This is a genomic window from Bradyrhizobium sp. 41S5 (genome assembly GCF_011516665.3).
GTDB lineage: Bacteria > Pseudomonadota > Alphaproteobacteria > Rhizobiales > Xanthobacteraceae > Bradyrhizobium > Bradyrhizobium quebecense.
In genome coordinates this window covers 6927036-6953495 of record NZ_CP083721.1, presented here as the reverse complement: position 1 = coordinate 6953495, position 26460 = coordinate 6927036, and the positions used below count along the sequence as shown (strand labels likewise).

Annotated in this window: 24 protein-coding genes and 1 pseudogene; 11 read left to right on the top strand and 14 right to left on the bottom strand. The window is 65.2% G+C overall.

From position 1 onward, the window contains the following. Positions 1-152 precede the first annotated feature (152 nt). Complete coding sequence (locus HAP47_RS33460; RefSeq protein WP_173640917.1) at positions 153-1832, top strand: mucoidy inhibitor MuiA family protein; 1680 nt, start codon at positions 153-155, stop codon at positions 1830-1832. Positions 1833-1913: 81 nt separating this feature from the next. Further along, complete coding sequence (locus HAP47_RS33455) at positions 1914-2750, top strand: enoyl-CoA hydratase-related protein (RefSeq protein ID WP_173640918.1); 837 nt, start codon at positions 1914-1916, stop codon at positions 2748-2750. 20 nt (positions 2751-2770) lie between these two features. Here HAP47_RS33455 and HAP47_RS33450 read toward each other — a convergent pair whose 3' ends face one another. The 7 genes and pseudogenes from HAP47_RS33450 to hemP form a co-directional block, all read right to left on the bottom strand. After that, positions 2771-3214: a hypothetical protein gene (locus tag HAP47_RS33450; RefSeq protein WP_173640919.1), complete on the bottom strand. Its 444-nt coding sequence runs from the start codon at positions 3212-3214 to the stop codon at positions 2771-2773. Positions 3215-3420: 206 nt separating this feature from the next. After that, positions 3421-4787: pseudogene (locus tag HAP47_RS33445) on the bottom strand (IS30 family transposase). A 104-nt stretch (positions 4788-4891) separates the two neighbouring features. Continuing rightward, positions 4892-6244 (bottom strand): esterase-like activity of phytase family protein, encoded by a 1353-nt coding sequence (locus HAP47_RS33440; protein ID WP_173640920.1) that lies wholly within the window; start codon positions 6242-6244, stop codon positions 4892-4894. Between the two features lie 108 nt (positions 6245-6352). Beyond that, positions 6353-7156, bottom strand: a complete 804-nt coding sequence (locus HAP47_RS33435) for a heme ABC transporter ATP-binding protein (RefSeq protein WP_173640921.1) — start codon at positions 7154-7156, stop codon at positions 6353-6355. Next, a complete protein-coding gene (locus tag HAP47_RS33430) occupies positions 7153-8253 on the bottom strand; it encodes a FecCD family ABC transporter permease (protein ID WP_173640922.1) in 1101 nt (366 codons plus the stop codon). Before HAP47_RS33430 ends, HAP47_RS33435 begins: the two co-directional genes overlap by 4 nt. Next, on the bottom strand, positions 8250-9200 hold the full coding sequence (locus tag HAP47_RS33425; protein ID WP_173640923.1) for a heme/hemin ABC transporter substrate-binding protein: 951 nt from the start codon (positions 9198-9200) through the stop codon (positions 8250-8252). The genes HAP47_RS33430 and HAP47_RS33425 overlap by 4 nt, the downstream gene beginning before the upstream one ends. 8 nt (positions 9201-9208) lie before the next feature. Further along, positions 9209-9415: a hemin uptake protein HemP gene (gene hemP / locus HAP47_RS33420; RefSeq protein ID WP_173640924.1), complete on the bottom strand. Its 207-nt coding sequence runs from the start codon at positions 9413-9415 to the stop codon at positions 9209-9211. A 250-nt stretch (positions 9416-9665) separates the two neighbouring features. Here hemP and HAP47_RS33415 point away from each other — a divergent pair, with 250 nt between their 5' ends. The 6 genes from HAP47_RS33415 (at position 9666) to HAP47_RS33390 (ending at position 15164) form a co-directional block, all read left to right on the top strand. After that, on the top strand, positions 9666-12014 hold the full coding sequence (locus tag HAP47_RS33415; protein WP_173640925.1) for a TonB-dependent hemoglobin/transferrin/lactoferrin family receptor: 2349 nt from the start codon (positions 9666-9668) through the stop codon (positions 12012-12014). A gap of 148 nt (positions 12015-12162) precedes the next feature. Next, positions 12163-12495 carry an antibiotic biosynthesis monooxygenase family protein gene (locus HAP47_RS33410; RefSeq protein ID WP_050630406.1) on the top strand — a complete coding sequence of 111 codons (333 nt, stop codon included), beginning with the start codon at positions 12163-12165 and terminating at the stop codon, positions 12493-12495. 47 nt (positions 12496-12542) lie between these two features. Further along, positions 12543-13016 (top strand): heme utilization cystosolic carrier protein HutX, encoded by a 474-nt coding sequence (gene hutX, locus HAP47_RS33405; protein WP_210285603.1) that lies wholly within the window; start codon positions 12543-12545, stop codon positions 13014-13016. 82 nt (positions 13017-13098) lie between these two features. Beyond that, complete coding sequence (gene exbB, locus HAP47_RS33400; RefSeq protein ID WP_231169026.1) at positions 13099-13827, top strand: tonB-system energizer ExbB; 729 nt, start codon at positions 13099-13101, stop codon at positions 13825-13827. Between the two features lie 3 nt (positions 13828-13830). Continuing rightward, positions 13831-14277, top strand: a complete 447-nt coding sequence (exbD, locus tag HAP47_RS33395) for a TonB system transport protein ExbD (RefSeq protein ID WP_173640926.1) — start codon at positions 13831-13833, stop codon at positions 14275-14277. 65 nt (positions 14278-14342) lie between these two features. Continuing rightward, positions 14343-15164, top strand: a complete 822-nt coding sequence (locus tag HAP47_RS33390) for an energy transducer TonB family protein (RefSeq protein WP_173640927.1) — start codon at positions 14343-14345, stop codon at positions 15162-15164. Between the two features lie 170 nt (positions 15165-15334). On the opposite strand, the gene HAP47_RS33385 is transcribed toward HAP47_RS33390, so the two are convergent. The 4 genes from HAP47_RS33385 to HAP47_RS33370 form a co-directional block, all read right to left on the bottom strand. After that, positions 15335-16231: a carbohydrate ABC transporter permease gene (locus HAP47_RS33385; protein ID WP_173640928.1), complete on the bottom strand. Its 897-nt coding sequence runs from the start codon at positions 16229-16231 to the stop codon at positions 15335-15337. Then, a complete protein-coding gene (locus HAP47_RS33380) occupies positions 16224-17180 on the bottom strand; it encodes a carbohydrate ABC transporter permease (RefSeq protein ID WP_173640929.1) in 957 nt (318 codons plus the stop codon). Before HAP47_RS33380 ends, HAP47_RS33385 begins: the two co-directional genes overlap by 8 nt. Before the next feature lie 131 nt (positions 17181-17311). Continuing rightward, a complete protein-coding gene (locus HAP47_RS33375; RefSeq protein ID WP_173640930.1) occupies positions 17312-18658 on the bottom strand; it encodes an ABC transporter substrate-binding protein in 1347 nt (448 codons plus the stop codon). 149 nt (positions 18659-18807) lie between these two features. Then, complete coding sequence (locus tag HAP47_RS33370) at positions 18808-19851, bottom strand: C-terminal binding protein (protein ID WP_173640931.1); 1044 nt, start codon at positions 19849-19851, stop codon at positions 18808-18810. A gap of 270 nt (positions 19852-20121) precedes the next feature. On the opposite strand from HAP47_RS33370, the gene HAP47_RS33365 reads away from it, so the two are divergent. Beyond that, on the top strand, positions 20122-21807 hold the full coding sequence (locus tag HAP47_RS33365) for a methyl-accepting chemotaxis protein (protein WP_173640932.1): 1686 nt from the start codon (positions 20122-20124) through the stop codon (positions 21805-21807). A gap of 386 nt (positions 21808-22193) precedes the next feature. Here HAP47_RS33365 and HAP47_RS33360 read toward each other — a convergent pair whose 3' ends face one another. Further along, positions 22194-22577 carry a nuclear transport factor 2 family protein gene (locus HAP47_RS33360; RefSeq protein ID WP_173640933.1) on the bottom strand — a complete coding sequence of 128 codons (384 nt, stop codon included), beginning with the start codon at positions 22575-22577 and terminating at the stop codon, positions 22194-22196. Between the two features lie 135 nt (positions 22578-22712). On the opposite strand from HAP47_RS33360, the gene HAP47_RS33355 reads away from it, so the two are divergent. Then, entirely contained in the window at positions 22713-23669 is a 957-nt protein-coding gene (locus HAP47_RS33355) for a LysR family transcriptional regulator (protein WP_173640934.1), read from the top strand. Between the two features lie 118 nt (positions 23670-23787). On the opposite strand, the gene HAP47_RS33350 is transcribed toward HAP47_RS33355, so the two are convergent. Both HAP47_RS33350 and HAP47_RS33345 read right to left on the bottom strand, forming a co-directional pair. Then, positions 23788-24729, bottom strand: coding sequence for a DMT family transporter (locus HAP47_RS33350; protein WP_173640935.1), 942 nt, complete (start codon positions 24727-24729; stop codon positions 23788-23790). A gap of 320 nt (positions 24730-25049) precedes the next feature. After that, on the bottom strand, positions 25050-25895 hold the full coding sequence (locus HAP47_RS33345) for a metal-dependent phosphohydrolase (protein WP_173640936.1): 846 nt from the start codon (positions 25893-25895) through the stop codon (positions 25050-25052). A 133-nt stretch (positions 25896-26028) separates the two neighbouring features. Here HAP47_RS33345 and HAP47_RS33340 point away from each other — a divergent pair, with 133 nt between their 5' ends. Next, positions 26029-26430 carry a DUF1330 domain-containing protein gene (locus HAP47_RS33340; RefSeq protein WP_173640937.1) on the top strand — a complete coding sequence of 134 codons (402 nt, stop codon included), beginning with the start codon at positions 26029-26031 and terminating at the stop codon, positions 26428-26430. The last annotated feature ends 30 nt before the right edge of the window (positions 26431-26460 follow it).

Sequence of the window (26460 nt, the reverse complement as noted above, 5' to 3'; positions counted from 1 at the left end):
ATCCGGCAGCCGCGACGGCGCCACGGTGGTGCCGCAGGGAAACCTCAATCGAACCAGTCCTTTCCTCGCTGCGTCTCACCACGAGAAACGGCGCGCTCTGAGCCCAGCGCACCGTTGGTCTCGCGCGATGCGATGTTTCCTGGAGGGATGTGATGCGAAAGATTGCGAATTGTCTTGTGACCACCAGCCTGGTGCTGGCGGGGGCGCTGGTTGCCGGGCCGCTCCATGCGGCCAGTCTCGATGCGGCGTCGCAGGTCGACGCCGTGACCGTCTATCCCGATGGCGCCAGCGTCACCCGCGTCATCACGCTCGATCTGCCCGCCGGCGACAACACGCTCGTCGCCAAGGATTTCCCGATGGGCCTCGATCCGTCCTCGCTCCGCGTGGAGGGCGAGGCGGGCGGTAAGCTGACGATCGGCGCCATCGACGCGCGGCCGCCGCGCCCGGTGGAGCCGGCGAACCTGCCCGAGATCGACAAGCGGATCGAGGCGTTGCGGGATCAGCGTGAGGATCTGCAGGGGATCATCACCTCGGCCGAGGCGCGGCGGAAATTCGCCGAGCATTTCGCGGAGGCCTCGCCGGTCGGGATCGGCGAGAAGGGCGAGGCGCGTCCGGTCAGCGAGTGGCGCGTCGCGTTCTCTGCAGTCGGGGACGAAGTCGCAACCGCCGACACCGCGATCCGCGACGCCGCGCGCAAGCAGCGCGACATCGATCGCGAGATCGCGCGCCTTGAAGCCGACCGCGCCGCCAAGCCGCCGAGTAAGCTCGAGGTGCGGATCGAGCTTGCCTCCGCTGCCGCCACCCGCGCGACATTGCGGGTGACCTATGCGGTGCGCAACGCCCGCTGGATGCCGATTTACGACGCCCGTCTCGACACCGGCGCCAAGGACCGCAAGCCGGCGATCGAGCTGGTGCGCCGCGCCGAGATCACCCAGGCGACCGGCGAGGACTGGTCGAACGTAGCGCTCGCCGTCTCTACCGTGCGCGTCGCCCGCGGCGGCAACGCGCCCGATCTCCATTCGCTGATCGTGCAGTATCCGCAGCCGCCGCGGCCGGTGGCGGCCGCTGGCAAAGTGCTTGACAGCGTGCAACAGCGCGCGGCTTTGGCGCCCGCACCAGCGGCCGACGCACTCAGGGAATTCCGTTTTGGCGCAGGGGCGCTCATAGCGGAACAAGAAGCCACCGCTGACGTCGGCGCATTCCAGGCCACCTTCAAGATTCCCGGCCGCGTCAGCGTCTCCGCCAACGAGGGCGCCAAGAGCCTGCGCATCTCGACGGCGACGATCACCCCCGATCTCGCAATCCGCGCCGTCCCGGTGATCGATCCGACCGCGTTCCTGGAGGCGAGCTTCGTGCAGGCCGACGAGGCGCCGCTGCTGCCGGGGCAAGTCTCGATCTATCGCGACGGCATCTTTGTCGGCCGCAGCCGGATGGCCACCGCCGCCAAGGACGAGACCGTGCGGCTCGGCTTCGGCGCCGACGACAAAGTCAAGATCGAGCGCACGGTGGTGAAGCGCAATGAAGGTTCCGCCGGCCTGATCGTGACGACGTCGAAGACCGACGAGCGCGCCTTCAAGACCACGGTGCGCAACGGCCACGACTTCCCGATCAAGGTCGCGATCCAGGATCAGCTCCCGGTCAGCGAGAACGACGATATCGTGGTCGAGATGCTGCCGTCGTCGACGCCGGCGACGACAACCAATCTGCGCGACAGGCGCGGGGTGCTGGAATGGGCGTTCGAGGCGAAGGCCGGCGAGGTCCGTGACATCAACTTCGCCTGGCGGATGCGCTGGCCCAAGGACAAGGGCGTCGTGATGGTGCCGGCGGGCTGATCTGCACCGGCAGCCGATGACTTCCCTCCCGATCTCGGGCATCACTTTGCCAACGGCAAAAAGCCGAGATCGGGAGGATCCATGAGCTACCAGCACATCATCGTCGATGATCCGCGTCCGCGCGTCCGCCGTATCACGCTGAACCGGCCCGAGAAGCGCAATGCGCTGAACAACCGCCTGCGCGGCGAGATTTTCGAGGTGCTGGAGCAGGCCGATCGCGACCCGGACATTTCGATCTCGATCCTGCGCGGCGCGGGTCCGTGCTTCTCGGCAGGCTATGATCTCTCCGCCGACAACCGCGTCGACCAGCCTTATCATTCGGCGCCCGGCCCCGGCCAGTGGTCGCGCCACGTCGTCGAGGGCTGGTTCTCGATCTGGGATCTGGCAAAGCCGGTGATCGCGCAGGTGCACGGCTATTGCCTCGCCGGCGGCACCGAGCTCGCGACCGCCTGCGACGTGGTCTATGTCGCCGACGATGCCCAGATCGGCTATCCGCCGGTGCGGCTGATGAGCCCGCCCGACATGCAGTACCACCCCTGGCTGGTCGGCATGCGTCGCGCCATGGAATTGATGCTGACGGGCGATGCGATGTCCGGCCGCGAGGCCGCCCAGTGGGGCTATGCGACCCGCTCGTTCCCGCTTGCCGAGCTCGAGAGCAAGACGCTGGACTTCGCCGAGCGCGCGGCGAAGGTGCCGGTCGAGCTGCAGCAGCTCAACAAGCGCAGCGTGCATCGCGCGATGGAAATCATGGGCGCCCGCGCCGCGATGCGCGCCGGCACCGAAATCCAGGCCCTGGCTTTCACGACCGAGGCGAGCAAGGCCTACATGGCCGGCTTCCGCCGCGACGGCGGCAGCGTGAAGGCCCAGCTCGACCAGCGCGACACGACGTTCGGGGATTACCGGACCAAGAAGGAGTGACGCTTGACGGCGAACGCGGGCTAGAAGCCCGCGTCCTCCTCCAGCCATTGCTGATTGTCCCAGCGTGCGCGACGGCCGACGACATATTCGCGAACATCGTCCATGAAGCGCACTTTGCTGGCGAGTGCTCCGATGAAAGCTGCCAGCGCCGCGATCCAGGGCCACAGATGCATCAGCAGCGAGGCGGGTATCTGACTGGCGAATCCCGCCTGCAGCGCAACCGTGACCAGGTAAGCCAGCACGCCCCACGCAACGGCCAAGATCGTCGCCACGATCTCATGGCTGTTCTGATGAAATCTCACCAACCGTCGCATCAAGGCCAGGTAAGCAAAGTAGACGGTCACGCCGAGAAGCAAAGCAACCAGTCCCGGCGGAAGCCCCCAGCTCTGGTCCCAGCTGAGGTACGCAACGAAGCCCGCGGCGATGAACGCCTCGATGTAGGTCAGGCTGGATTTTTCTCGCATGATTTGCCCCAAAGCGATTCAAGCCTCGACCGAGGCTATCATCATCGAGCGCGTTGCTAGAAGAGCAATTGTAGAACAACCTTTCTGATCGGAGGATGGCGGGGACTGTTTCCGAAAATTCACTGTCATGCCCCGCCTTGAGCGGGGCATCCAGTACGCCGCGGCTTATCGATTGAACTCAGACGCCTCTGGAATACTGGGCGGTTTCAACCGGTCGTCGCAACACTTTTGCTCGCACTGAGCAGTTCGTTGAGAGTTTCGGCCGGCGTTTTCCAGCCGAGGGTTTTTCGAGGCCTGGCGTTGAGTGCGAGAGCCACGGCCTCAAGGTCGTCGGCATTATGTATGCCGAGATCGGTGCCTTTTGGGAAGTACTTGCGCAACAACCCATTGGTGTTCTCGTTGGTGCCGCGTTGCCATGGGCTGTGAGGATCGCAAAAGTAGACCTGCACGCCCGCATCGATCTTCAATCGTGCGTGCTGAGCCAGTTCAGCCCCTTGATCCCATGTCAGCGACCGCCGCAATTGTTCAGGCAAGGTGAAGATCGTGCGGGTAATCGCGTCGCGCACGGCCTCAACACCATGACCGGCGAGCGCAGATCCTTTCTTCACATGAACTCCTTCCGCCAGGGGCGGCAGATGCAGCAGAATGGTGAAGCGTGTCGTGCGTTCCACCAAGGTGCCGATCGCAGAACTGCCAAGGCCCAGAATGAGATCGCCTTCCCAGTGGCCCGGCACGGCTCGATCGGCATCATGATCTCGGAAGGAATGAAGCTCCGGCCTTTACGTATGCGCGCTCTCGGCATCCGCAGCGCCCGCCCAGTGCGCAGGCAAGCCGTCAGTTCGCGGCGCAAAGCTCCACGACCTTGCACATAAAGTGCCTGATAGATGGCTTCGTGACTAATGCGCATCGTCTCATCCCCGGGAAAGTCGAGCCGAAGACGGCGAGAAATCTGTTCCGGGCTCCACGCCGTAGCCCAGCGCCGATTCTGTCGATGCACGGCCCGGCGCCCCTTCCACACGACCTTCGGGCCGGCGAGGGACGCCCCGTCCACGGTAGCGATCATACCGGCAAGCCTGTCCTGCACATAATCTCGCAGAGTAGGATTCTGCGCCAACTTCGCCGGCCTTGGCCGCCGGGCGGATTGATCAGCGTGCCATTGTGCCGTCGTAGCTCGGTATTCTGGAGCGCCGTGGCGGCGGGCCACGTTGCGCTGAAGTTCACGAGAGATCGTGCAGGGAGGGCGACCGAGCTGACGAGCGATGGCTCGTACCCCCTGGCCCTGTGCACGCAAGATCGCGATCTCCTCTCGTTCGGCGAATGAAAGGTAGCGCCCTGATGGCGGTTTTGACGACCGCGATAGATGTGTTGGCGGCATGCCGCCCGCCCTCCGGAACCAGCGTACTCCGACCACCGGCGACACCCCGGCGTCAATCGCAGCATCCTCGCTCGATCGCCCCGCTGCAATCGCGATCCAGAACGGCCTACGCTTCTCTCGCAGGACCTCGCGAGGCCGATATGGCGACCTCTGGATCGTTCGCTCACCTCGATCCGAATGCCCACTCCACCTCTTCATCGCAGCCTCCTTTTGATGGAGTGTTGCGACGACCGGTTGAAACCGCCCTGGATCGCCCGGTCAAGCCGGGCGATCACGCTGTTGTTAACGGTAAGCGCAACCTATCACTTCGCCTTCAGGAAGTCGCCGACTTCGAGCAGCACGAACTCGTCGTCATCGGCCTTGTTCGGATCGCGGCTCGAGGAGAACGGCAGATTGTTGTCGTTGCCGACGATGATGTGGGTCTCGTCGACGCGGTCGACATTCTCGATGGTGAAGAACGGAAAGGTGTAGACGCCGTCGTTGAGCGGCTTGCGGGCCTTGTGGTTCGGATCGCGGATCTTCATTAGGTCGATATAGGCGATCTTGCGCACCGGCTTGCCGACATTGGCGTCCGACAACTCGATCTTGTAGACGCGCTTGAACCTGGCGAGGTCAGGAAAGCAGTTCTCGCCGCGCTGGCCTTGCGGGCAGGCCTTGTCGGCGGTGCCTTCGCCATTGTCGCGCTCGATCACAAGGCCCTGGGTCGGATCGATCATGTTGAAGTCGCCGATCGCGTTGCCGTTCTGCTCGAACACATATTGCCAATAGCGACCGGTGAACTTCTCCGCCGCGACGTCGAATTCGAGGATACGGGAGGCTTCCTTGCCGTCGACCTTCTCCCGGTCCTTCTTGTCGGCATCCCACAGCGGCCCTTCGAGCAGGCCGTAGAGGAACTTGCCGTCCTTGGAGGAGGCAAAGCCCTCATAGCCCTTGGAGCGTCGCAGGTTGACGTTGATGTAGCTTGCGCCGGGCGCGCCGGGCGACTGCACGGCCCAGTGATCCGGCGAGCGCACCGGCTTGCCGTCGGCGACTGTCTCGAACACCGCGAGGATCTTGCCGGTCTTGTCGGCCTTGAGGATGTAGGGCCCGATCTCGTCGCCGATCCAGAAGGTGTCGTTGATGATCTGAAAGCCCTCGGTGTCGAAGTCGGCGCCGGTGAGGTAGCGCTTCGCGGTGTCCTCATGCACGATGCGGAACGGCACCTTTTTGTCGGGATCGTGCAGGAACACGGTCTCCTGACGCTCGATCTTGCCGTTCGCCCAGTCCATCTTGTAGCGGTTCAGGTACAGCATCGAGTCCGCCGAGTTGTAGCGCGCGCCCATGCCGTTGTCCGTGATCACCCAGAACGAGCCGTCGGCCATCGTCTTGATGCCGGAATGGCCTTGCAGAGGCTGGCCCTTGAATGGCAGCGACACGCCGGTCGGCCGCTCGTAGGACTTGCCCATCGCGGTGCCGATGGCATCGACGCGCTTGCCGGTGGTGTATTTGCCCGATGTCTTCAAATCGTTCGGGGCATCCGCGGGGGCGTCGATGAAGCTCTCCGCCGGCATCACGGCGTGTCCTGCCAGCGTCGCCGGGAATTCGCCCTCGCTCTGCGCGAACGCCGATGTGGCGAGCAGGATCGAGGCGACGGAACAGAGCAGTGACAGGCGCATGGTTGATCTCCCAAAGGACAAACGATGCGGTGTTCTCCGAGCCGCCTGTTACAGCCGGCTGACAGTTTTGTGAACCGCGGATGTTGCGACGGGATAAGCCTTGCGGCGTTACGTCGCCTTGCCCGCCGGCTGCATCGTCTGCGGCAGCAGGAAGGGCACGCCGCTCGCGGTATAGTCGATCGGGGCGTCGATCTCGAAGATCTGCCTCAGCGTGTCCGCTTGCATCGCGGCGGCACGGTCGCCGTCGACAGCAAGCCGGCCGCGATGCAGAAGCAGGATGCGGTCGGCGAACCGCATCGCGAGATTGAGGTCGTGCAGGATCGCGATCACGGCGGTGCCGCGCGCGGCGCGCCGCCTTGCCGTTTCGACCAGGTCGATCTGATGCCGTAAATCGAGGCTCGAGGTCGGCTCGTCGAGCAGCAACAGTCCCGGCCCGTGCAGCGCCTCGCCGCAGGCGAGCTGCACCAGCACGCGAGCGAAATGCGCGCGCTGCTGCTCGCCGCCGGACAGCGTCGGCAATTGCCTGAAACGGAAATGCGCCAGCCCGACCTCGTCCAGCGCCGCGGCGACCAGCGCGCGCGTCACCGCGCGCGGACTCTCGCCGGCGCCCATGCTGACGATTTCCTCGACCGTGAACGGGAAGGTGACGTTAACATGCTGCGACAGCATCGCGCGGCGCTGCGCCAGCTCGCGCGGACCATAGGCGTTGAGGTCGCGCTGCCTGAGCCGGATCGTTCCGCGCGACGGACGGAGATCGCCCGACAGCATCCGCAGCAGGGTCGATTTGCCGGCGCCGTTGGGACCCACGATCGCGACCATCTCGCCGGCGGCGATCTGCAGCGAGACCGCATCGACCAGCGCTGCGCCGCCGACCTTCATCGATACCGACTGCGCCTCCAGCAGCGCGCTCATAGCGACACCAGGGAGCGCTGGCGCAGCAGCATGGCAAGGAAGAACGGCGCGCCGATCGCCGCGGTCAAGATGCCGATCGGCATCTCAGCGGGGGCCACGATGGTGCGCGCCACCGTGTCGGCGCCGACCAGCAGGATCGCACCGAGCAATGTGGAGGCCGGCAGCAGCAGGCGATGCCCGGGTCCAATCACCAGCCGCAGCAGATGCGGCACCACGATGCCGACGAAGCCGACCACGCCGCAGACCGAGACCGCGACCCCGGTCATCGCCGACACCAGCACGATCGAGATCCGCTTCAGCCGCTCGACGTCGACGCCGCTGTGGAATGCCTCGGCCTCGCCAAGCACCAGCACGTCGAGTCCGCGCGCGATCGAGAGGCAGGCGATCAGCGCCGCGGCCAGTATCGGGGCAAGCGCCGTGAGCTTGCTCCAGGTCGCGCCGCTCAGCGAACCCAGCATCCAGAAGGTGATGTCGCGCAGTTGGCGGTCGTCGGCAACGAAGACCAGGAGCCCGATGCCGGCATTGGCGATCGCGGCAATCGCAAGCCCGGCCAGCAGGAAGATCGCAATCGACGTCCGGCCGCCGCGGCTGGCAATGCCATACAGCACGATGGTCGTGATCAGCGACCCGGCGAAGGCCGCGATCGGCAGCAGCTGATGCTGCAGGAAGCGCAGGCTCTCGCCGAGATGGCTGTCGGTGAACACGATCGCCACTGCGGCGGCAAACGCGCCGCCGGAGGAGACGCCGACCAGCGCCGGATCGGCGAGGGGGTTGCGGAACAGGCCCTGCATGATTGTGCCTGATACGGCAAGGAGTCCGCCGACCATCGCGGCCGCGGCGATCCGCGGGATCCGGATCGACCACACCACGAGCTGGTCGCGCGCCAGCAGCGGGTTGGCCGCGCCGTCGGCCCATAGTCCGAGCGCGGCGGGAAGCCGTGCCATGGGGATACCCGCGGCGCCGACCGTCAGGGCGACCAGCGCGATTGCTGCGAGCGCCGCAAGCAGGCAGAGCAGGGTGAGTGTCGCCGCCGGCCGCAGCGACACGCCGGCGCGCCGTCGTTTCGCACGCGCGGGACGTTCGGCCAGCACGCTCATTGCCGGCAGTTCGCGGTCAGCGCTGCCGGCTTGAAGTTGGCGGCCTCCGGCGCCAGCGCCGGATAGAGCTTGACCGAGAGGTCGCGCGCCGCGGCCGCGGTGCGCAGTCCGAAGCTGAGCAGATAAAGCCCCTCCATCGAGATGAAGGCCTTGTTGGCCGCGACCGGTGTCAGTGCGAAGGCCGGATGCGCGAACACGGCATCCGACGTCAGCGAGTCCTTGCCGCGATCGATCGACAGCACGACGTCCGGTTTCGCCGCCACGATGGCTTCGTCGTTGACCGGCTTGTAGCCGTCGTAACCGTCGATCGCGTTGATGCCGCCGGCGAGCTGGATGATCTCGTCCGCGGCGGTCTTTTGGCCCGCGGCCAACGCCCGGCCGCTCAAGAGCGACATCACGAACATCACGCGCACCGGCTTTGTCACTTTGGCGCGCAGTGTGCGCAGTTGTGTGAGGTCGCTCTCCACCGCCGTGGCCAGGCAGGCGGCGCGCGGGTCGGCGCCCATGGCGTGGCCCACCAGCCTGATCTTCTCGACCAGTCCGGCCTCCGAGAACGTCTCCGGCACCAGCACCAGCGGCACCTTGGCCGCCTCCAGCACGTCCATGGTTTCCTTCGGCCCGGAGCCCTGCACCGCGAGCACCAGCGACGGGTGCAGGCCGAGCACGCCCTCCGGCGACAGCTGGCGCATGTAGCCGACGTCGGGCTTCTCTCGCAGCGCGGATGGCGGGTAGACGCTGGTCGCATCGACGCCGGCGATGCGGTGCTCTAACCCGAGCGCATAGAGGATCTCGGTGATCGCGCCGCCGATCGAGACGATCCGCGTGGGATCGTCGATCACGACGTCGCGGTCGCGTGCGTCGTGCACGGTGATGCCCTCGGCGATCGCTGTGCCGATCGGCAGCAGACAGGAGAACGCGAGCAGAGCGAGCGTGCGACAAATTGTCATCGGGGCGGTCACTTGGTCAGGATCAGCTTGTTCTGCGAGGTCAACCGCAAGCGGTAACGCACTTCGCCATGCACGATGATGATTTCGCGCTCAGCCGAGAACAGGTCGCGGCTGTCGAGGCGATTCCCGTGCATGATGAGCGTTTTGGCCGCGTCAGACGCGGATAAGGCCCGTTTTCCCGCCGCGCCGATGTTGTCTCCGGAAGTTGCCGACATGCTCTTGGTGCTGCGCCTACGAAATCTTCAAATGATGCTTGCTTGTATAAGCGGGCGAGGGCGCATTCCAACGGCTGCACTTTACAATCGATGTAAACAGCGCTGCCGCATTCTTGACCGTTTTGTTGCCGGCTCGTAACCAATCATCACACGATGCGAGCTTGTCGCTTGCATCGCAACGTAGCCAGCAAGCCGCTCAGTGGAGCGCACGCCAGCCAACCAGAAATGCGATGATCGGGCTGGGGCTGGAATGGCTGACGGGGCTAGGGTTTCGCGCGCCTTGATTTTGGGTGCGTCGGTGTTTTCATTATCGGCAGCGATGCCGGCAGGCGGTTTGGCGCAAACCGCCGATGCGTCGGCTGCGCGTCCCGCAACCGAGCGGCCGAAGCAGGCCAAGCGCAAGCCGAAGCCTGCGGCCGAACCGCAGCCAGCGGCGTCGCCGGCGATGAATGCGCGCGCACAGATCGGCGCGGTGCCGGTGCAATCGCTCGACACCATCACGGCTGTCGCATCCAAGACCGAAGAGCGCGCGATCGACGCGCTGGCGCCGGTCAGCTCCGTCACGCTGGAGCAGATTCAGGGCCTGCAGCCGAACCGGGTGTCCGACATCTTCTATAACGTGCCCGGCGTCTCGTTCCAGGAGCGAGGCGACGATCCGGCGACCGTCATCAACATCCGCGGCTTGCAGGACTTCGGCCGCGTCGCCGTGGTGGTCGACGGCGCGCGGCAGAACTATCAGCGCACCGGCCATAACGCCAACGGCTCCTTCTTCCTCGATCCTGAATTGATCGGCGGCGTCGACGTGGTGCGCGGCCCGACCGCGAATATCTACGGCTCCGGCGCGATCGGCGGCGTGGTCTCGTTCCGCACCAAGGATATCGACGATGTGGTGCGTCCCGGCGAACGCTGGGGCGTCGACATGTCGGGGTCCTACGGCAGCAACAAGGACCGCGGCATGGGTTCGGTGTTCGGCGGCTTGCGCGCCGATCCGAATGTCGATGTGTTCGGCGGCGCGGTCTACCGCACCCAGAGCAACTACAAGGACGGGGCGGGCACCGAGATCGGCAACACCGGCAACGATATCGCGGCCGGCCTGATGAAGGTGACGATCCGCCCGGCCGAAGGCCACGAGTTCAAGATCGGCGGTGTCTTCCAGGATTACCAGTACAATATTGGTCAGCAAAACCGCGGCCCGACCACGACGACGGCGCCGCTGGCCGCGATCGCAGGCTCCTCGGTCTACGCCTCCGATGCAAGGAATTACACGGGTACGCTGAGCTGGCGATACTCCAAGCCCGACGACATGCTGTTCGACTGGAACATCTCGGTCTACGGCAACCGCACCGACAACGACCAGGTCAAGACCTACAACAACCGCATCACGTCAGGCGGCGGCGTCTGCACGCTGGCCAATCCCGGCAACAACATCTCCGGCTGCGTTGGCGACAAGCGCGGCTATTCGCTCGACACCGTCGGCCTCGACGTCAACAACACCTCGCGCTTCAATTTCGGCGACTGGCGCAACGCCGTGACCTACGGCTTCGACGCCTTCCGCGACGATGTCGAGACTTTTGATTCCCGCGGCAACTCCAACATCACGACGCCCGGCGGCCAGCGCACGGTGTCCGGCGGCTTCGTGCAGTTGAAGCAGAACTATTCGACCTGGCTCGAACTCGTCAATGCGGTCCGCTACGACCACTACGAGCTCACCTCGATCAACACCACGACCAGCGGCGACCGGCTGTCGCCGAAGATCACGGTCGGCGTCTCGCCGGTGACCGGCTTCACGCCCTATGTGAGCTATGCCGAAGGCTATCGCGCGCCGTCGATCACCGAGACCCTGATCTCGGGCGGCCACGCCACCGGCGGCGGGCCGGCGCTGTTCAACTGCCCCGACGGCACCAGCGGCCTGTTCTGCTTCCTGCCCAATGCGGCGCTGCGGCCCGAGGTCGGCAAGAACAAGGAAGCCGGTATCAATCTGAAGTATGACGGCATCTTCACCGCGAACGACTCGTTCCGCGGCAAGATCAATGTGTTCCACAACGACGTCGACGGCTATATCGACCTCGTTCCATCGGCGCCGACCACGACGCCGTTCGGACGCTTCAGCCAGTTCTACCAGTACCAGAACATCGCCCACGCCCGCATCGAAGGCTTCGAGCTCGAGACGATGTATGACGCGGGTGACTGGTTCGTGGGGGTCGCCGGCCATCTGATGCGCGGCCGGAACACCGGGACCAATGTCGGGCTCGCCACCATCACGCCGCGCAAGGTGACGACGACGGGCGGCGTCCGCCTGCTCGACCGCTCGCTGATCATCGCCGCGCAATGGTCCTCGTTCGGCGCCAACAACGACCTGCCGGCAGGCTATCTGCCCTCGACCGGCTACGAGCTGGTCAATCTCTATCTGACCTGGAACGCCACCAAGGACATCACCTTCACGGCGTCGGTCGACAATCTCTTGAACCAGTACTACCGGCCCTATGCGATCCCCGGCTCCTCGACCGACGGCACGACGCAGAACGACGTGCTGTTCTCGAGCCCCGGTCCGGGCACCGTCTACAAGGCCGGGCTCAGGATTCACCTAGGTGGAGCGTAAGGCGACGAGCCGATCATTCCATCCAGGTTGCTCCGGCCGCGCTGGTGCCCCCAGCGCGGCCTTGGCGTATTCCTTGGCGCATTCATGATATCAACGAGATCAACCGGCAGGATCCCGTGCATCCGCCGCCAAACAGGAGAAGGATTACATGTTCATCGCAATGAACCGGTTTCAGGTGATCAAGGGCAAGGAACAGGCGTTCGAGACGGTCTGGAAGACCCGCGAATCCTATCTCGGCGATCTGCCGGGTTTCATCGAGTTTCACCTCGTGAAGGGCCCCGAGGCCGAGGACCACACGCTCTATGCGACCCACACGGTGTGGGCCAGCAAGGGAGCGTTCGAGGACTGGACCAAGTCCGATGCGTTCCGCCGCGCGCATTCCCGTGCAGGCAACGAGACCGGCGGCAGCCTCTATCTCGGCCATCCCAAATTCGAAGGCTTTGAGGTGCTGATCACCGAGCGCGCCAAGAGCCCGGCGTGACGGAGGCGGCCGTGCAGAACGCGGAGCTTGCCGGGTTGAAGGCCTACATGGCCGACAATCCCGGCGCAGTGATCGAGGACGTCGCGCGTGAGCGCAAGGTGACGCCGCGCGCGGTGCTCGAGGCGCTCCCGGGCGGCATGGTGCGGATCGGCGCCGCCGAGTTCGCGGCCGCGATGCAGGACATCGCGGAATGGGGCGAGGTGACGCTGATCGTGCACACTGATGATGCGATCTTCGAGTTCACCGGCGCCATTCCGAAAGGCGAAGTGGGCCGCGGCTATTTAAACCTGATGCAACCAAAGGGCCTGCACGGCCATCTCAGGCATGAGCGCTGTGCGGCGATCGCGTTCGTCGAGCGGCCCTTCATGGGCAAGGTGTCGGCCTTCATCGCCTTCATCAATCTCGACGGCGGCATCATGTTCAAGGTGTTCGTCGGCCGCGACGAGACGCGCGCGTTGCGCGGCGACCAGTTGGCGCGCTTCCACGCGCTGGCGGATCGCATTGCACCGAAAGCGGGCTGAGACCGACGAAGGACGGGAGGCGAGCATGTCGCATCGCAGGCTTGGGCGACGCATCGGAACGTTGGCGGGCGCCACGTTGGGCATGCTTCCGGGCGCGAGCCTTGCCGCAGCCGACGCCGCGCTGCTGCCGCGCAACCTCTCGCCCTGGGGCATGTTCGAGAGCGCCGACATCGTCGTGAAGGCGGTGATGATCGGCCTGGCCTTCGCCTCGCTCGCGACCTGGACGGTCTGGCTCGCCAAGACCGTCGAGATCCGCCGCAAGACGACGCTTGCGCGGCAGCGGATCGGCCTGCTGGAGCGCGACACGCAGCTTGCCGAGGTCGAGCAGGCGAGCCGCGACGGCAGCGATGCGGTGGCGCAGATCGTGCAGTCGGCGTCGCGCGAGGCGGCGCTCTCCGGTGGCATGTTCGACGACGGCTTCAGGGAGCGCATCGCGCTGCGGCTGGAGCGGGTCGAGGCGGCGATGTCGCGGCAGATCGCGCGCGGCACCGGCGTGCTCGCCACCATCGGCGCCACCGCGCCGTTCGTCGGCCTGTTCGGCACCGTCTGGGGCATCATGAATGCATTCATCGGCATCTCCGAGGCCCACACCACCAATCTCGCGGTGGTCGCGCCTGGAATCGCGGAGGCGCTGCTTGCGACCGCGCTCGGTCTGGTGGCCGCGATTCCGGCTGTCGTGATCTACAATCACCTGACGCGTTCGATCGCGGCCTACCGCGCGCTGCTCGGCGACGCCTCGGTCATGGTGATGCTGCTGGTCAGCCGCGAGGGCGATCGCAGCCTGTTCCGGCTGGCGCGCGCCGCGGAGTAGGCGATGGGCGCGAAGCTTGGCTCTGGCGGCGCGTTCGGTGGCCGGCGTCGCGGCAACGACGACCTGGTCGAAGCGCATGAGATCAACGTCACGCCGTTCATCGACGTGATGCTGGTGCTGCTCATCATTTTCATGGTGGCGGCGCCGCTCGCGACCGTCGATCTCGGCGTCGATCTGCCGGCCTCGACCGCCGAGCCGCAGCCGCGGCCGGACAAGCCGGTGTTCGTCACGGTGAAGCCCGACCTCTCGGTCGCGGTTGGCGAGGACGTGATCGCGCGCGACGCGCTGACCGCGACACTTGATGGCGCCACGCAGGGCAAGAAGGACGAGCGCATCTTCCTGCGCGCCGACAAGGCAGTCAGCTATGGCGACCTGATGGAGGTGATGAACCTGCTGCGCAATGCCGGCTATCTCAAGATCGCGCTGGTCGGCCTCGACGGGCGCAGCTAGCGCATGATCCGGAAAAGTGGGTACCGGTTTTCCGGCAAGATCATGCGCAAACAAGACGAATCTCGATGAATGCGTATGGGCTTCATGATGCGGGCGACGATATCAGGTTGCGGCGGTGGGGCCTGTCGGCGGCCGCGATCCTGGCAGCGCATGCGGCGCTGATTGCGCTCGGCATCACCTGGGTCTCGGCGCCGCCGCCGGGCGTTGCCGTGCCCGCGGTGCTGGTCGACCTGACGCCGATCACGTCCTCGCGGGCGATTTCGGAGACCGAACTGCCGCCGGGCCCGGCGATGCAGGAGGCTGACGCGTCGCCGCCGGAGCCTGCCGCCTCGCAGACCGTGCAGGAGGAGATCGCACCGACGCCGCTGCAGGAGAAGCCCGAGGTGACGGCGCCGCCGGAGCAGAAGCAGCAGGCCGCGCCGCCGAAGCCCGAACCCGCGAAGGTCGTTCCGGAGCAGAAGCCCGAACCCATCAAGCCGAGGGTGGTCCGCCGGGAGGCAAAGAAGCCATCCGAGGCGACGCCGGCACCTCGCACCAGCGCGCCGAGCCGCGCCGAGCGTCAGGCGCCCGCGGCATCCGCGATCAGCGCCGGCGCAGCCGCGTCGGCGATCGCGGCCTACAACGCACGCGTTCGCGCGCATTTGCTGCGCTTCCATTCCTATCCGGCCGGGGGCAACGGCCAGCGCGGCGTGGTCCGCCTGGTGTTCACGCTCGGCCGCGGCGGGCAGGTGCTGTCGAGCCATCTCGGCGGCTCCTCCGGCAATCCGACCTTCGACGCGCGGGCGCTGGCGATGGTGCGGCAGGCCCTACCGTTTCCGGCCTTTCCATCCGAGGTCACGCAGGGCTCGATGGCTTTCAGCGTGCCGGTCGCGTTCGTGCCGCGGTAGTACCAAGCCTCACTGACCTAGGCCGCACTTCTTTTCCCGTCATCCTGAGGTGCGAGCGGAGCGAGCCTCGAAGGATGCACGGCCCCGCCGGTGGCCGTCGATCCTTCGAGACGCGCTTCGCGCTCCTCAGGATGACGGGAAAGGCTGAGTTCGCTTCGACCGATGCTCCGCTATTCCTTCACCGCTCCCGTCAGCGACGACACGTAGTAGTCGACGAACAGCGAGTAGAACAGCGCGACCGGCAGCGAGCCGAGCAGCGAGCCCGCCATCAGCGCGCCCCACTGGTAGACGTCGCCGGTGATGAGCTCGGTCAGGATCGCGACCGGCACGGTCTTGTTGGCGCCGCTCTGGATGAAGGCGAGCGCGTAGATGAACTCGTTCCAGGACAGCGTGAAGGAGAAGATGCCGGCCGAGATCAAGCCGGGCACCGCGAGCGGCAGCGTGATCCGCCACAGGATCTGCAGCCGCGTCGCGCCGTCGACCAGCGCGCATTCCTCGAGCTCGTAGGGGATCGATTTGAAGTAGCCGATCAGGAGCCAGGTGCAGAACGGCACCAGGAAGGTCGGATAGACCAGGATCAGCGCCAAGGGCGAATCGAACAGGCCGAACTGCACGATCACGGTGGCGAGCGGAATGAACAGGATCGACGGCGGCACCAGATAGGCGAGGTAGATGCCGAGCCCGACATAGGGGCTGCCGCGGAAGCGCAGCCGCTCGATCGCGTAGGCGGCGAGCGTCGAGGCGAACAGCGACAGGAAGGTCGAGCCGATCGCGACCAGCATGGTGGTCTTCAGCCAGCGCGGATACGACGTGTCGAACAACAGATGCTTGACATGCGCGAGCGTCGGCGAGGTGATCCAGAACGGATTGTGCTCCTTGTAGTTCAAGAGCTCCGCGTTCGGTTTGAACGAGGTGATCGTCATCCAGTAGAACGGGAACAGCAGGATCAGGATGAAGCAGGCGAGCGGCAAATAGATCATCACCACGCGCCGGGCGCGGGAATCCCACGCCATTGTGTCGGGCGTGGCGCTGGCGACGTTGGAGGATTGGGCTGCAACGTCAGTCATTGGCTTCTCCCTGCTGCCATTTGCGGCGGGCAAGGCCGAAGTAGCTGAACAACGTCGCGAACACGAGGAACGGGATCATCGAGACCGCGATCGCGGCACCCTCGCCGAGCTCGCCGCCGGCGATGCCTCGCTGGAACGCCAGCGTCGCGAGCAAATGGGTCGAGTTGACCGGGCCGCCGCGGGTGATGGCGTAGACGAGCTGGAAATCGGTGAAGGTGAAGATGATCGAGAACGTCATCACGATCGCCAGGATTGGCATCATCATCGGGAAGGTGATGTAGCGGAAGCGCTGCCAGGAGGTGGCGCCGTCGAGCATCGCCGCCTCATAGAGCGAGGGCGAGATGGTCTGCAGTCCGGCCAGCAGCGAGATTGCGACGAACGGGATGCCGCGCCAGATATTGGCCGCGATCAGCGAGAACCGCGCCGGCCAGGGCGAGCCGAGGAAGTCGACACTGCTGTCGCGCAGGTGCAGCACGTCGACCAGGAGGTAGGAGATGATCGAGAACTGCGGATCATAGATCCACCAGAACGCCAGCGCGGAGAGCACCGTCGGCACGATCCATGGCAGCAGCACGATGGCGCGGATCAGGCTCTTGAACGGAAAATGGTTGTTGAGCAGCAGCGCCAGCCAGAAGCCGAGCGCGAATTTTCCGAAGGTTGCGACCGCGGTATAGAAGATCGAGTAGAACACCGCGTTCCACCACAAGGGATCCTTGAGCAGATACTGGAAGTTCTCGAGCCCGATATAGATGCCGCGCTGGCCGATCGTGGTGTCGGTGAAGGCGAGCCAGATGCCGAGGCCGAGCGGATAGGTGAGGAACACCAGCAGCAGGCCGATCGCGGGCGCCAGGCACATCACGATCAGGAACGGCTTGTAGTCGAACAGGCGCGCGAGCCAGCCTGGTTGCCGGAGCGCTGCGCCGCGCGATGGGAGGGTCGTTACGGACATTGAATGCTCGTCTTCTCGTCATTGCGAGGAGCGAAGCGACGAAGCAATCCATTTCTCGTCTACGGCGCTATGGATTGCGTCGCTTCGCTCGCAATGACGGCTGATTCAGTTTCGCAGTTCAATGACCGTCGTTACCGGTTCTGCCGTCGGAAGTACCGCTTGGCGCGCTGCTCGGCTTCCGCGGCGGCAGCCTCGGGCGTGGCCGCATCGGTGGCGACGGAGGCGCACATCTGCACCAGCACATAGTCGGCGTTGACCGCACCGGTCGCGGTCGAGATCGGCCCCTTGTAGCCATTGTAATAGGGGCTCTTCATCGTGTCCTTGAAGATCGCGACCTTGGGATCGCCCGACCACACCGCAGCGTCGGCATAAGCCGCGAGCGGCTGCGACCAGTAGCCGGAATTGGCGTTGAGCCACGGCTCGTACTGTTCCTTCTCCAGCATGAATTGCAGAAACGCCTTCGCCGCGTTGGGATAGGGGCTGTGCTTGAACACCATCGCATTCAGGGTCAGGCCCGACATCGGCGAGGTCGATGCCAACCCCTTGGGCAGGAACTGATGCTCGGTGTCGTCGGCGATCGCCTTGGTCGCGGGATCGTTCTTCAGCGAGAAGTACAGCGAGACGCCGTTGGCGGTCAGGCCGATCTCCTGCGACGAGTAGGCGCGGTTGTTGGAGACGTCGTTCCACGACGGCGTGCCGGCGATGAAGGTCGGATAGAGCTCCTTCAGGTATTTCAACGCGGCGATCGTCTCCTTGCTATTGATGATGATATTGCCTTCCTCATCCAGCAGCGCGGCGTTGTGCGACCACAACAGCCAATTGGCGAAGCCGTTGCCGTCGCCGACGGCGTTGCCCAGCGCAAAGCCCGCCGGCTTGCCGGCCGCCTTGAGCTTCTTGCAGAGCTCGAGAATACCGGCGTGGTCTTCCGGCACCTTGTCGAAGCCGGCCGCGTTGACCAGCGACTTGCGGTAGACCAGCGGGCCGCCCGAGGCGCCGAACGGCAGGCCGATCCAGCTCTTCGACTTCGAGCGCATGCCATAGCGTTTTGCCAGCGCGAGCCATCCGCCGTAGCGCTTGTCGAGATAGTCGGCCACGTCGGTCAATTCGATCAGCTTGTTGATATAGATGTGCGGCGCGTCGCCGAAGCCGATGATGATGTCGGGGCCGGCGCCGGAGTTCGAGGTCACCGCGGTCTGCTGGTTGATGTCCTCCCAGCCGACGAAGTCGACCTTGATCTCGACGCCGGTCTTGTCGGTGAACTTCTTGGCGTTGGCGCGGAACACGTCCTCGTCGGCCTGGACGAAGCGCACCGGCCGCAGCATGCGCAAGGTCGCGCCCTTCTCGATCGGCAGCGACGGCGCCGCCACGTCGGCAGCCTTGACCTTCGAGGCGTCCTGCGCCGCAGCGCCGGTGATTGCCAGTGCCGCCGCGGAAGCTCCCAGCGCCAGCGCGTCGCGACGCGTGACCTCGTACTTCATGTCGTTTGCACTCCCTGCTTTGTCTGTTCTTGTTGTTCCTTCCCGGCGTTGGCCGCCGGTGAAGGTCTTGTCGTCCCGGCACGCCCGCCGCGCGAAGGGCCCGTATCGACAGCGAGACGAGGCCTTCGCGCGTAAAGCGCATTACCGCCTCAGCTGTTCGGACCGCGATCCATGCTGACGGGCTGCCAGCGGCGCAGCGCGGTGTTCTGCAGCACCGACGGATTGACGCAGCTTACCGGCCACATGCCTTGCAGCACTAGTGACAATTCGTAGCCGACCCGGCGCTTGCGCGCTTCGTCAAAACGTGCCGATGCCGAGGCGACGTGGGCGGTCAAGGTAACATTGTCCATCCCGAGCATCGGATTGTTGTGCGACGGCGGCTCCTTCTCCAGCACGTCAAGCGCGGCGTGGGCGATCCAGCCCTCCTGCAGCGCCTTGATCAGCGATTCCTCGTCGACGGTGGCGCCGCGGCCGGTGTTGATGAAGATGGCGGATTTTTTCATCTGACGAAAATGCTTCTCGGTCAGCATGTGATGCACTTCGGGCCGCGCCGGGGCGTGCATCGAGACGAAATCAGACTGCGACAGCACCTCCGACAGCGTCGAGGGGATCACGCCGTGGTCGTACATCAGCGTTTCCTGAATGAAGGGATCGTAGGCCACCATCCTGAGGCCGAACGGCGCGGCGCGCTTCGCCACCGCGCGGGCGACGCGGCCAAACGAGATGAAGCCGAGCGTCTGGCCCATCAGTCGCGGAATCTTCAGCAGCGTCGGGCGGCCCTCCGCCCAGCGGCCGCTGCGCACCATCTTGTCCTGCTCGATCAGGCGGCGGAAGCCGGCGAGCAGCAGCATCATGGCGTGGTCGGCAACCTCCTCGATGAAGGTGTCGGGGATGTTGGTGACCGGGATGCCGCGGGCGGTCGCGGCCTTGACGTCGACCGAGTCGACGCCAACGCTGCCGAGCGTGATCACCTTGCAGTTCTCGAGCGCATCGATCACCGCTTTGGTGATCGGCATGCCCTTGGCATAGATCGCGTCCGCGGTGCGTGCCGCGGCGATGAATTCGGCCTCGTTGGCCGGCGCCTCGACGATCTCCGCGCCGATCGGATCGAGCGCCTCGCGCTCATAATCATAGCCGCCGCCGGCGACCGTAAAGCTCGCGCCCTTCGGCGTCACCACCCTGAATTTCGACATTGTCTGCTCCCGATGTGAGGTCTTCTGTTCTTGCTTCTTGCTGGTTTGCTTCTTGATGTTCTTGCTTGCCGGAGCGCGGCTTGGATCACCGCTATCCCTACTTCTACGCGAGCGGCGCTGTTCGCTCCACAATTGCCGGTTGGTCCGCGGCCCAATTCTCCGGGCTTCTACGGGGAACCTCCGTAACCATCAGGTAAAGGGTCTCACATTACGGTGAGCGGAATCAATCCGCCAATCGCGTCGCGTTCCCCGCCTCTTCTGGAGATCCCCGTGAAGCTGTCAAATCTGAAGATCACCCCCAAGCTCGGCATTCTGGTGGGGGTGACCCTCCTTGGTCTGTGCACGGCAGGCATCCTCGCCGGTCACTTGATGCAGCGTGAGATGACCAATGCTCGCATCGACCAGGCCAAGGCCATCGTCGAGATGGCGAAGAACATGGCGGCGGGCCTGAAGAAGGAAGTCGACGCCGGCAAGATGACCAAGGAGGCCGCGCTGGCCGAGTTCGGCAAGCGCGCCAACGCCATGACCTATGACAACGGCGCCGGCTATCTGTTCGGCACCGACTACAACGGCATCACGGTGCTGGCGCCCGATCCGAAGCAGGTCGGAACCAACCGCATGGACGTCGTGACCAATGGCCGCAAGCTCTCACAGGAACTGATGGACGGCGTGAAATCCAAGGGCGAGATTCTGCTGTTCTATGATTACGTGAAGCCCGGCCAGGAGACGCCGATCCACAAGCTCGGCTATGCCGTCGCGGTGCCCGGCTTCGACATGTATATCGGTACCGGCGCTTATCTCGAGGATATCGACGCCAAGATGCGGCCGATTGCGTGGCTGCTCGGCCTTGCGATCCTCGGCATCGGCATCATCTCCGGCTCGGTCGCCTGGTTGATCGGTCGCAGCATCTCCCGGCCGCTCAATCTGCTCGGTGCACGCATGCGCGACATCGCCGACGGCAAGCTCGACGGCGACATCCCGGGCGTCGGCCGCGGCGATGAGGTCGGCGGGATGGCGGCGACCGTGCAGATCTTCAAGGATAATGCGATCCGCATCCGCGGCCTCGAGCAGGCCGAGGCCCAGACGCAGGCGCGCGCCGCCGCCGAGCGGCGCAGCGCGATGCAGGACCTTGCGAGCGACTTCGAGCGCAGCGTGAACGGCATCGTCCGCACGGTGGCTTCCGCCGCCGCCGGCATGCAGACCACGGCGCAGTCGATGACCGCGACCGCCAGCGACGCCAGCGCGCGGGCCGCGACCGTCGGTGCTGCCTCCGACTCTGCCTCCAACAATGTCGGCACCGTCGCCGCGGCGGCCGAGGAGCTCTCCAGCTCGGTTGCGGAAATCTCCCGCCAGGTGGCGCGTTCCAGCGAAGTCGCAAGCCAGGCGGTGGCCGATGCCGAGCGCACCAATGCGACCGTGCAAGCGCTCTCCACCGGCGCCGAGAAGATCGGCGAGGTGGTCAAGCTGATTCACTCGATCGCCGCCCAAACCAACCTGCTCGCGCTCAACGCCACCATCGAGGCGGCGCGCGCCGGCGAATCCGGCCGCGGCTTCGCGGTGGTCGCCTCCGAGGTGAAGGCGCTGGCCAACCAGACCGCGAAGGCCACCGAGGAGATCTCGGCGCAGGTCGCCGCGATGCAGGCCTCCACCGGCGAAGCGGTGACCTCGATCGGCGGCATTACCGCGACCATCGCGCAGATGAGCGAGATCACGGCCTCGATCTCGACCGCAATCGACCAGCAGGGCGATGCGACGCGCGAAATCGCACGCAACATCCAGCAGGTCGCGGCCGGCTCGAGCGAGATCTCCGCCCATATCGGCGGCGTCACCACCGCGGCCGCCGCCACCGGCACCGCGGCGGGCGACGTGCTGTCGAACGCGCGCGAGCTCGACACCCAGTCCGGCATGCTGCGCAACGCGGTCGACGAGTTCCTGCAGAAGGTGCGTGCGGCGTGACGGATCGCGCAGGGTGGGTTAGCTAGCGAAGCGCAACCTACCCAGCGATTCCACGACTGCGCATCCCCGTCATCCAGAGGTGGGAGCCTTGCGGCGCAATTGCGCCGCCGGGCGAGCCTCGAAGGATGTGCGACCCGGCTGGTGGCCGTCGATCCTTCGAGACGCGCACGAGAGCGCGCACCTCAGGATGACGGAATTGGCGGGAGCCGGGAGCAGCCTTTCGCCGCATGGCTACTCCCGGGCCGTCGCCGGGGGCGGGCTGCCAAAAATATCGAAAACAACCCCATGCAAAGTAGCCGATGGCGGCCGGCGGTCGACCAGGCAACTTGACACGTCGGGCAAATCAGCCTCATAATTCCGATATTCAGAAATATTGGTTGGGGACGCTACGATCCCGCCGGGAAGATCTGCGCGACGTGAAAGGCCTTGGTGGTGATGAGCCACCTGCCGTCGATCCGATGAAACACGAGATGGTCGATGAAACCGGTCTGGCCAGCCCTGACGCGCACCTTGGCGATGGCCAGATCGGACGCGGTCTGGTCGATGCTGACGATGGCCTCCTCGCGCGGCGATTTCATCGACGCCGGCGAGGGACGGCTGCGGAGGAAGTCGCGGAATTCCGCGGCCGACCGCACCGTGTGCTTGCCGTCCCGGATGCCGTGCACGATGCAGGCATCGGAGAAGACGTCGCGGAACCGGCTATCGTCGACGTCATACATCAGGTTGAAATATCCGTCGATCGCGGATGCGATGGCCTGGATGTCGCTCATTGCAAAATCTCCGTAGCGGATGATGTGGCGGTGGCCTCACCGGATCGAACCGGTGATCTGCGCCGACAGTGGCCGATATGGTGGCGGAGTGCTACGACTGGGCGGTCATCTCTTGGATGACTGAGAGGCATCGGCATGGACGAAGTTGACGGTCGACTGGTTGGCGGCCTGGTAGTCCTCGCGGCGCTGGCGGATGCGCGCAGTTTTGGCCGGGCCGCCGAACGGCTCGGCATGACGCAATCCGGGGTCAGCAAGGCGATCGCCAAGCTCGAGGCGCGCCTGGATGCCAGGCTGGTTCACCGCACCAGCCGCGCCGTCGAGCTCACCGAGGAAGGACGTGCGCTGTACGAGCGGGTTGCCGCGCATCTGGCCGGGATCGGCGAGGCGGCGGCGGAGACCGCGAAATCGCGCGATGCGGTCCGCGGCAGGCTGCGGGTCAATGTCGATCCGCTGTTCTCCCGCATGGTGCTGTCGCCGAAGCTGAGCGAGTTCCTGCTGCAGAATCCGGGCATGGAGCTGCGGATCGAGACCCGCGACCGGATCGCGGATCTGGTCAGCGACGGTTTTGATCTGGCGGTGCGTTTCGGCGAGCCGGCGCCGTCGGCGCTGATTGCGCGCCGCGTCCTCGATGCGCGCGTGCTCACCGTGGCCTCGCCGATCTATCTCGAACGGCACGGCCGGCCGCTTGATCCGCGGGAGCTGGCGAGCCGCGACCATCAGTGCATCCTGGCAATCGACGCGGCGACCGGGCGTCCCTTCGATTGGGAGTTTTGGCGCGGCGGCGAGGTCGTGCCGGTGGCGGTCAACGGGCGGCTCACCGTGACCGATTCAGGAACCAAGCTCGGCGCTTGCCTGGCCGGCTTCGGCATCGCGCAGGTGATCGATCTCGGCCTCGACGATCACCTGAGGAGCGGCGCGCTGATCGAGCTGTTTCCCGACTGGCCCGACGAGCGTTTTCCGCTCTACGTCTATTGCGCCTCGCGTAACCACGTGCCGGCCAAGGTGAGGCGGTTTATCGAGTTCATCACGGAAACGCTGGCGGCAAAGCCACATTCGCCACGCAAATCCGCCGGCTTGCGCAAGGCAGGCTAGAGCTTCGGTTCTGATTGAATCAGAACCGAAGCTCTAGATTCTTGCTTTGACGCGTTTTCTTCACGCGAACCGGTGCCCACTTCGCTCGAAAACGCTCTAGCCATATCCCCGGCGTCAGCTAGCGCTTCGCCGATCCTTGCCGCGAAGCGATGATGACGCCGGCGAGCACCAGCGCGTAGCCGATCAGATGGTACGGTGCGAGCGTCTCGCCAAGCAGCAGGATCGCCATCGCCGAGCCGAACACCGGCACCAGATGAAAGAACGGCGCCGCGCGGTTCGGGCCGATCAATGCGACGCCGCGGTTGAAGAATAGATAGGCGAGCGTGGACGGGAAGATCAGCGTGTAGCCCAGCGTGGCAAAGGTCAGAACGTCGAGCTTCAGCGTCACGCCGTTGGCGAATTCCCACGCCGCCACCGGCAGCAGCATCAGCGCACCGCAGCAGGTGGTGAACGAGATCAGCGAGAGCTGATGGATTTTCGGCCGCCGCGGGATCAGCGCCGAATACAGCCCGAACGACACCAGCGAGGCGCCGAACATGATGTCACCGCGGTTGAAGCTGATGCTGGCGAGCGCCGAGAAGTCGCCGCGCAGGATGATGGTCAGCACCCCGGCCAGCGAGATCGCGATGCCGGCAAGCTGCGCCGGCGTCAACCGGACGCCGAACAGGATCAGCGACCACAGCGCCACGAACAGCGGCCCCGCCGACTGGATCAGCAGCGCATTCAACGCCTCGGTATATTGCATCGCCCAGTAGGAGATCGCGTTGTTGAACGCGAAACCGACCGCGGACAACAGCAGCATCAGCGGCAGTGCCCTGCGCAGCTTCGGCCAGTCCTCCTTCAGATGCGGCCAGGCGAACGGCAGCAGGATCAGGAACACGCCGAACCAGCGGATCGTGGTCAGCGTGACCGGCGGCACATGGCTGCCGACATGCCGCGCCAGCACGATATTGGCGGCCCAAAACAGCGACGTCAGGCTGAGCAGCAGATAGGGCTGGTTGTTGAGCCAGTGTAGCGGCTGATAGCGCGGGGTTGTGGCAGGTGCGGGCAAGGCGGTCATTGTCTGGTGGATGTTGCGCCCGATTCCGCCGCCGCCACAAGACGAAAGAGAGGATTGGAGCCATGCGTGCGGGGCCGCAATCTGGCGCGGGAGCTACACCGCCGCGGAATAACAGAACCCGTCATCCTGAGAGACCGTGAATATATGCCTCTCGATGACGCAACATACTCGATGTCGTCCCGGCGAAAGCCGGGACCCATAACCACCGAAGGTCATTGTTGCGCGAGGCTGGGCCACAGCCTTCTAACAACTCAAACCTGTGGTTATGGGTCCCGGCTTTCGCCGGGACGACGAGCGGAGAGATTGCGCTGCATCCTCGCCTACCTCTGCGGCCCCGACAGCGAGATGTCGCGCTCGGCGCGAAACACGTTGCTGTAGAGGTTGGCGATCCATTGCCGTCCGCTGGAGGTGATGTTGAGGTGGCGGATCGCCTTCTGCACATGCGGCGCGACGCTGTCCCAGTAGAAGCGCGGATACAGGTCGACGAGGTCGGCCGGCGAATCGTAGCCGAGCTGGTGGTTCAGTCCAGCCTCCTCGAATTCGATGTACAGCGCGTTGGCCTTGCGGATGTAATGGGGATCGCCGAGCTGGCCGATCAGGTCGGCGGCCCGCAGCAGGCTGGCCTCCTCGCTGAACTCCTCATTCCCGTCCGGCGCGCTCTGCGGAAAGCGGGTGCCCTCGATGGCGCGCGCGATGCGCTCCTTGTCGAGGAGGGCGACGCCCTTGAGCCGCTCCATCACGAAGATCTTCGAACGGTCGACATGATAGGACATCAGCGCCGCATCCGACGAGCCGCGCGGCAGGATCACCTTGCGGCCATCGGCAGCGACCAGATAGCCGTTGTGGTCGTCGGCATCGAACAGCCCGCGCACATAGCCGATGTCATGGGTGAGGCAGGCGACGATGACATGCGCATAATCCTCGGCGCTCATGTGCGAGTGCAGCGCGCGGCCGCGCAGGATGGCGTGGCCGGCCAGGGTCACCAGCATGGTATGCTCGACATTGTGATAGAGCGCGTCGCTGTTGCCGATGCATTCGATGGCAATCCGCGCGATCGAGGGCACCATCTCGACCAGCTGGGTCTGCGAAGAGCCGAACCGGCGCTGCATGTATTCGCCGAGGAATTTGCCGAGCGCGTCGGCCGCAAGTTCGGGAAGGGTCATCACGGCATTGACCTCCGAGATCGGGTGACGAGCTTACGGCCTGCCGGCATTTCAGGGTAGTCCCGCGATGTGACATAATCGTTGCGGCCGGACCGACCCGGCTGGGACTGATGCGACTTTGGGCGGGAGCTGGTGGATGGGTGTCGATCTCTTGAACGTCAAAGGCTTGGGCGAACTGGATCAAGAGGCTCCGGTCGTCATGGTCAATCTGATGCGATTTCGTCAGCGGTCGCTCGACGGCGACGGCTCGGGCTGGGATGCATATCTGCGCTACAGCGCGCTCACCGTCCCCATGATCAAGGCACGCGGCGGCACGCTGCTCTGGACCGGCAGCGCCGAGACGGTCGCGCTGGGCGAACCGGCCGGCCAGCGCTGGGATTACCTCGCGCTGGTCAGCTACCCGAGCGTCGCGGCCTTCCTCGACATGATGACCTCGACCGACTACGAGACCCGCTGCGACCCGCATCGCCGCAACGGCTGCGAGGAGCACGTCATCATCGCGACGCGCGAGGCCTACAGCAAGTTCAAGGTGGGGTGAGGAGCGAGACGCACGTCTCTTGACTGAACC

Excerpts from the sequence above, each read along its gene's own strand:
- HAP47_RS33460 (WP_173640917.1), top strand. The coding sequence starts at position 153 with ATGCGAAAGATTGCGAATTGTCTTGTGACCACCAGCCTGGTGCTGGCG.
- HAP47_RS33455 (WP_173640918.1), top strand. The coding sequence starts at position 1,914 with ATGAGCTACCAGCACATCATCGTCGATGATCCGCGTCCGCGCGTCCGC.
- HAP47_RS33450 (WP_173640919.1), bottom strand. The coding sequence starts at position 3,214 with ATGCGAGAAAAATCCAGCCTGACCTACATCGAGGCGTTCATCGCCGCG.
- HAP47_RS33440 (WP_173640920.1), bottom strand. The coding sequence starts at position 6,244 with ATGCGCCTGTCACTGCTCTGTTCCGTCGCCTCGATCCTGCTCGCCACA.
- HAP47_RS33435 (WP_173640921.1), bottom strand. The coding sequence starts at position 7,156 with ATGAGCGCGCTGCTGGAGGCGCAGTCGGTATCGATGAAGGTCGGCGGC.
- HAP47_RS33430 (WP_173640922.1), bottom strand. The coding sequence starts at position 8,253 with ATGAGCGTGCTGGCCGAACGTCCCGCGCGTGCGAAACGACGGCGCGCC.
- HAP47_RS33425 (WP_173640923.1), bottom strand. The coding sequence starts at position 9,200 with ATGACAATTTGTCGCACGCTCGCTCTGCTCGCGTTCTCCTGTCTGCTG.
- hemP (WP_173640924.1), bottom strand. The coding sequence starts at position 9,415 with ATGTCGGCAACTTCCGGAGACAACATCGGCGCGGCGGGAAAACGGGCC.
- HAP47_RS33415 (WP_173640925.1), top strand. The coding sequence starts at position 9,666 with ATGGCTGACGGGGCTAGGGTTTCGCGCGCCTTGATTTTGGGTGCGTCG.
- HAP47_RS33410 (WP_050630406.1), top strand. The coding sequence starts at position 12,163 with ATGTTCATCGCAATGAACCGGTTTCAGGTGATCAAGGGCAAGGAACAG.
- hutX (WP_210285603.1), top strand. The coding sequence starts at position 12,543 with ATGGCCGACAATCCCGGCGCAGTGATCGAGGACGTCGCGCGTGAGCGC.
- exbB (WP_231169026.1), top strand. The coding sequence starts at position 13,099 with ATGCTTCCGGGCGCGAGCCTTGCCGCAGCCGACGCCGCGCTGCTGCCG.
- exbD (WP_173640926.1), top strand. The coding sequence starts at position 13,831 with ATGGGCGCGAAGCTTGGCTCTGGCGGCGCGTTCGGTGGCCGGCGTCGC.
- HAP47_RS33390 (WP_173640927.1), top strand. The coding sequence starts at position 14,343 with ATGAATGCGTATGGGCTTCATGATGCGGGCGACGATATCAGGTTGCGG.
- HAP47_RS33385 (WP_173640928.1), bottom strand. The coding sequence starts at position 16,231 with ATGACTGACGTTGCAGCCCAATCCTCCAACGTCGCCAGCGCCACGCCC.
- HAP47_RS33380 (WP_173640929.1), bottom strand. The coding sequence starts at position 17,180 with ATGTCCGTAACGACCCTCCCATCGCGCGGCGCAGCGCTCCGGCAACCA.
- HAP47_RS33375 (WP_173640930.1), bottom strand. The coding sequence starts at position 18,658 with ATGAAGTACGAGGTCACGCGTCGCGACGCGCTGGCGCTGGGAGCTTCC.
- HAP47_RS33370 (WP_173640931.1), bottom strand. The coding sequence starts at position 19,851 with ATGTCGAAATTCAGGGTGGTGACGCCGAAGGGCGCGAGCTTTACGGTC.
- HAP47_RS33360 (WP_173640933.1), bottom strand. The coding sequence starts at position 22,577 with ATGAGCGACATCCAGGCCATCGCATCCGCGATCGACGGATATTTCAAC.
- HAP47_RS33355 (WP_173640934.1), top strand. The coding sequence starts at position 22,713 with ATGGACGAAGTTGACGGTCGACTGGTTGGCGGCCTGGTAGTCCTCGCG.
- HAP47_RS33350 (WP_173640935.1), bottom strand. The coding sequence starts at position 24,729 with ATGACCGCCTTGCCCGCACCTGCCACAACCCCGCGCTATCAGCCGCTA.
- HAP47_RS33340 (WP_173640937.1), top strand. The coding sequence starts at position 26,029 with ATGGGTGTCGATCTCTTGAACGTCAAAGGCTTGGGCGAACTGGATCAA.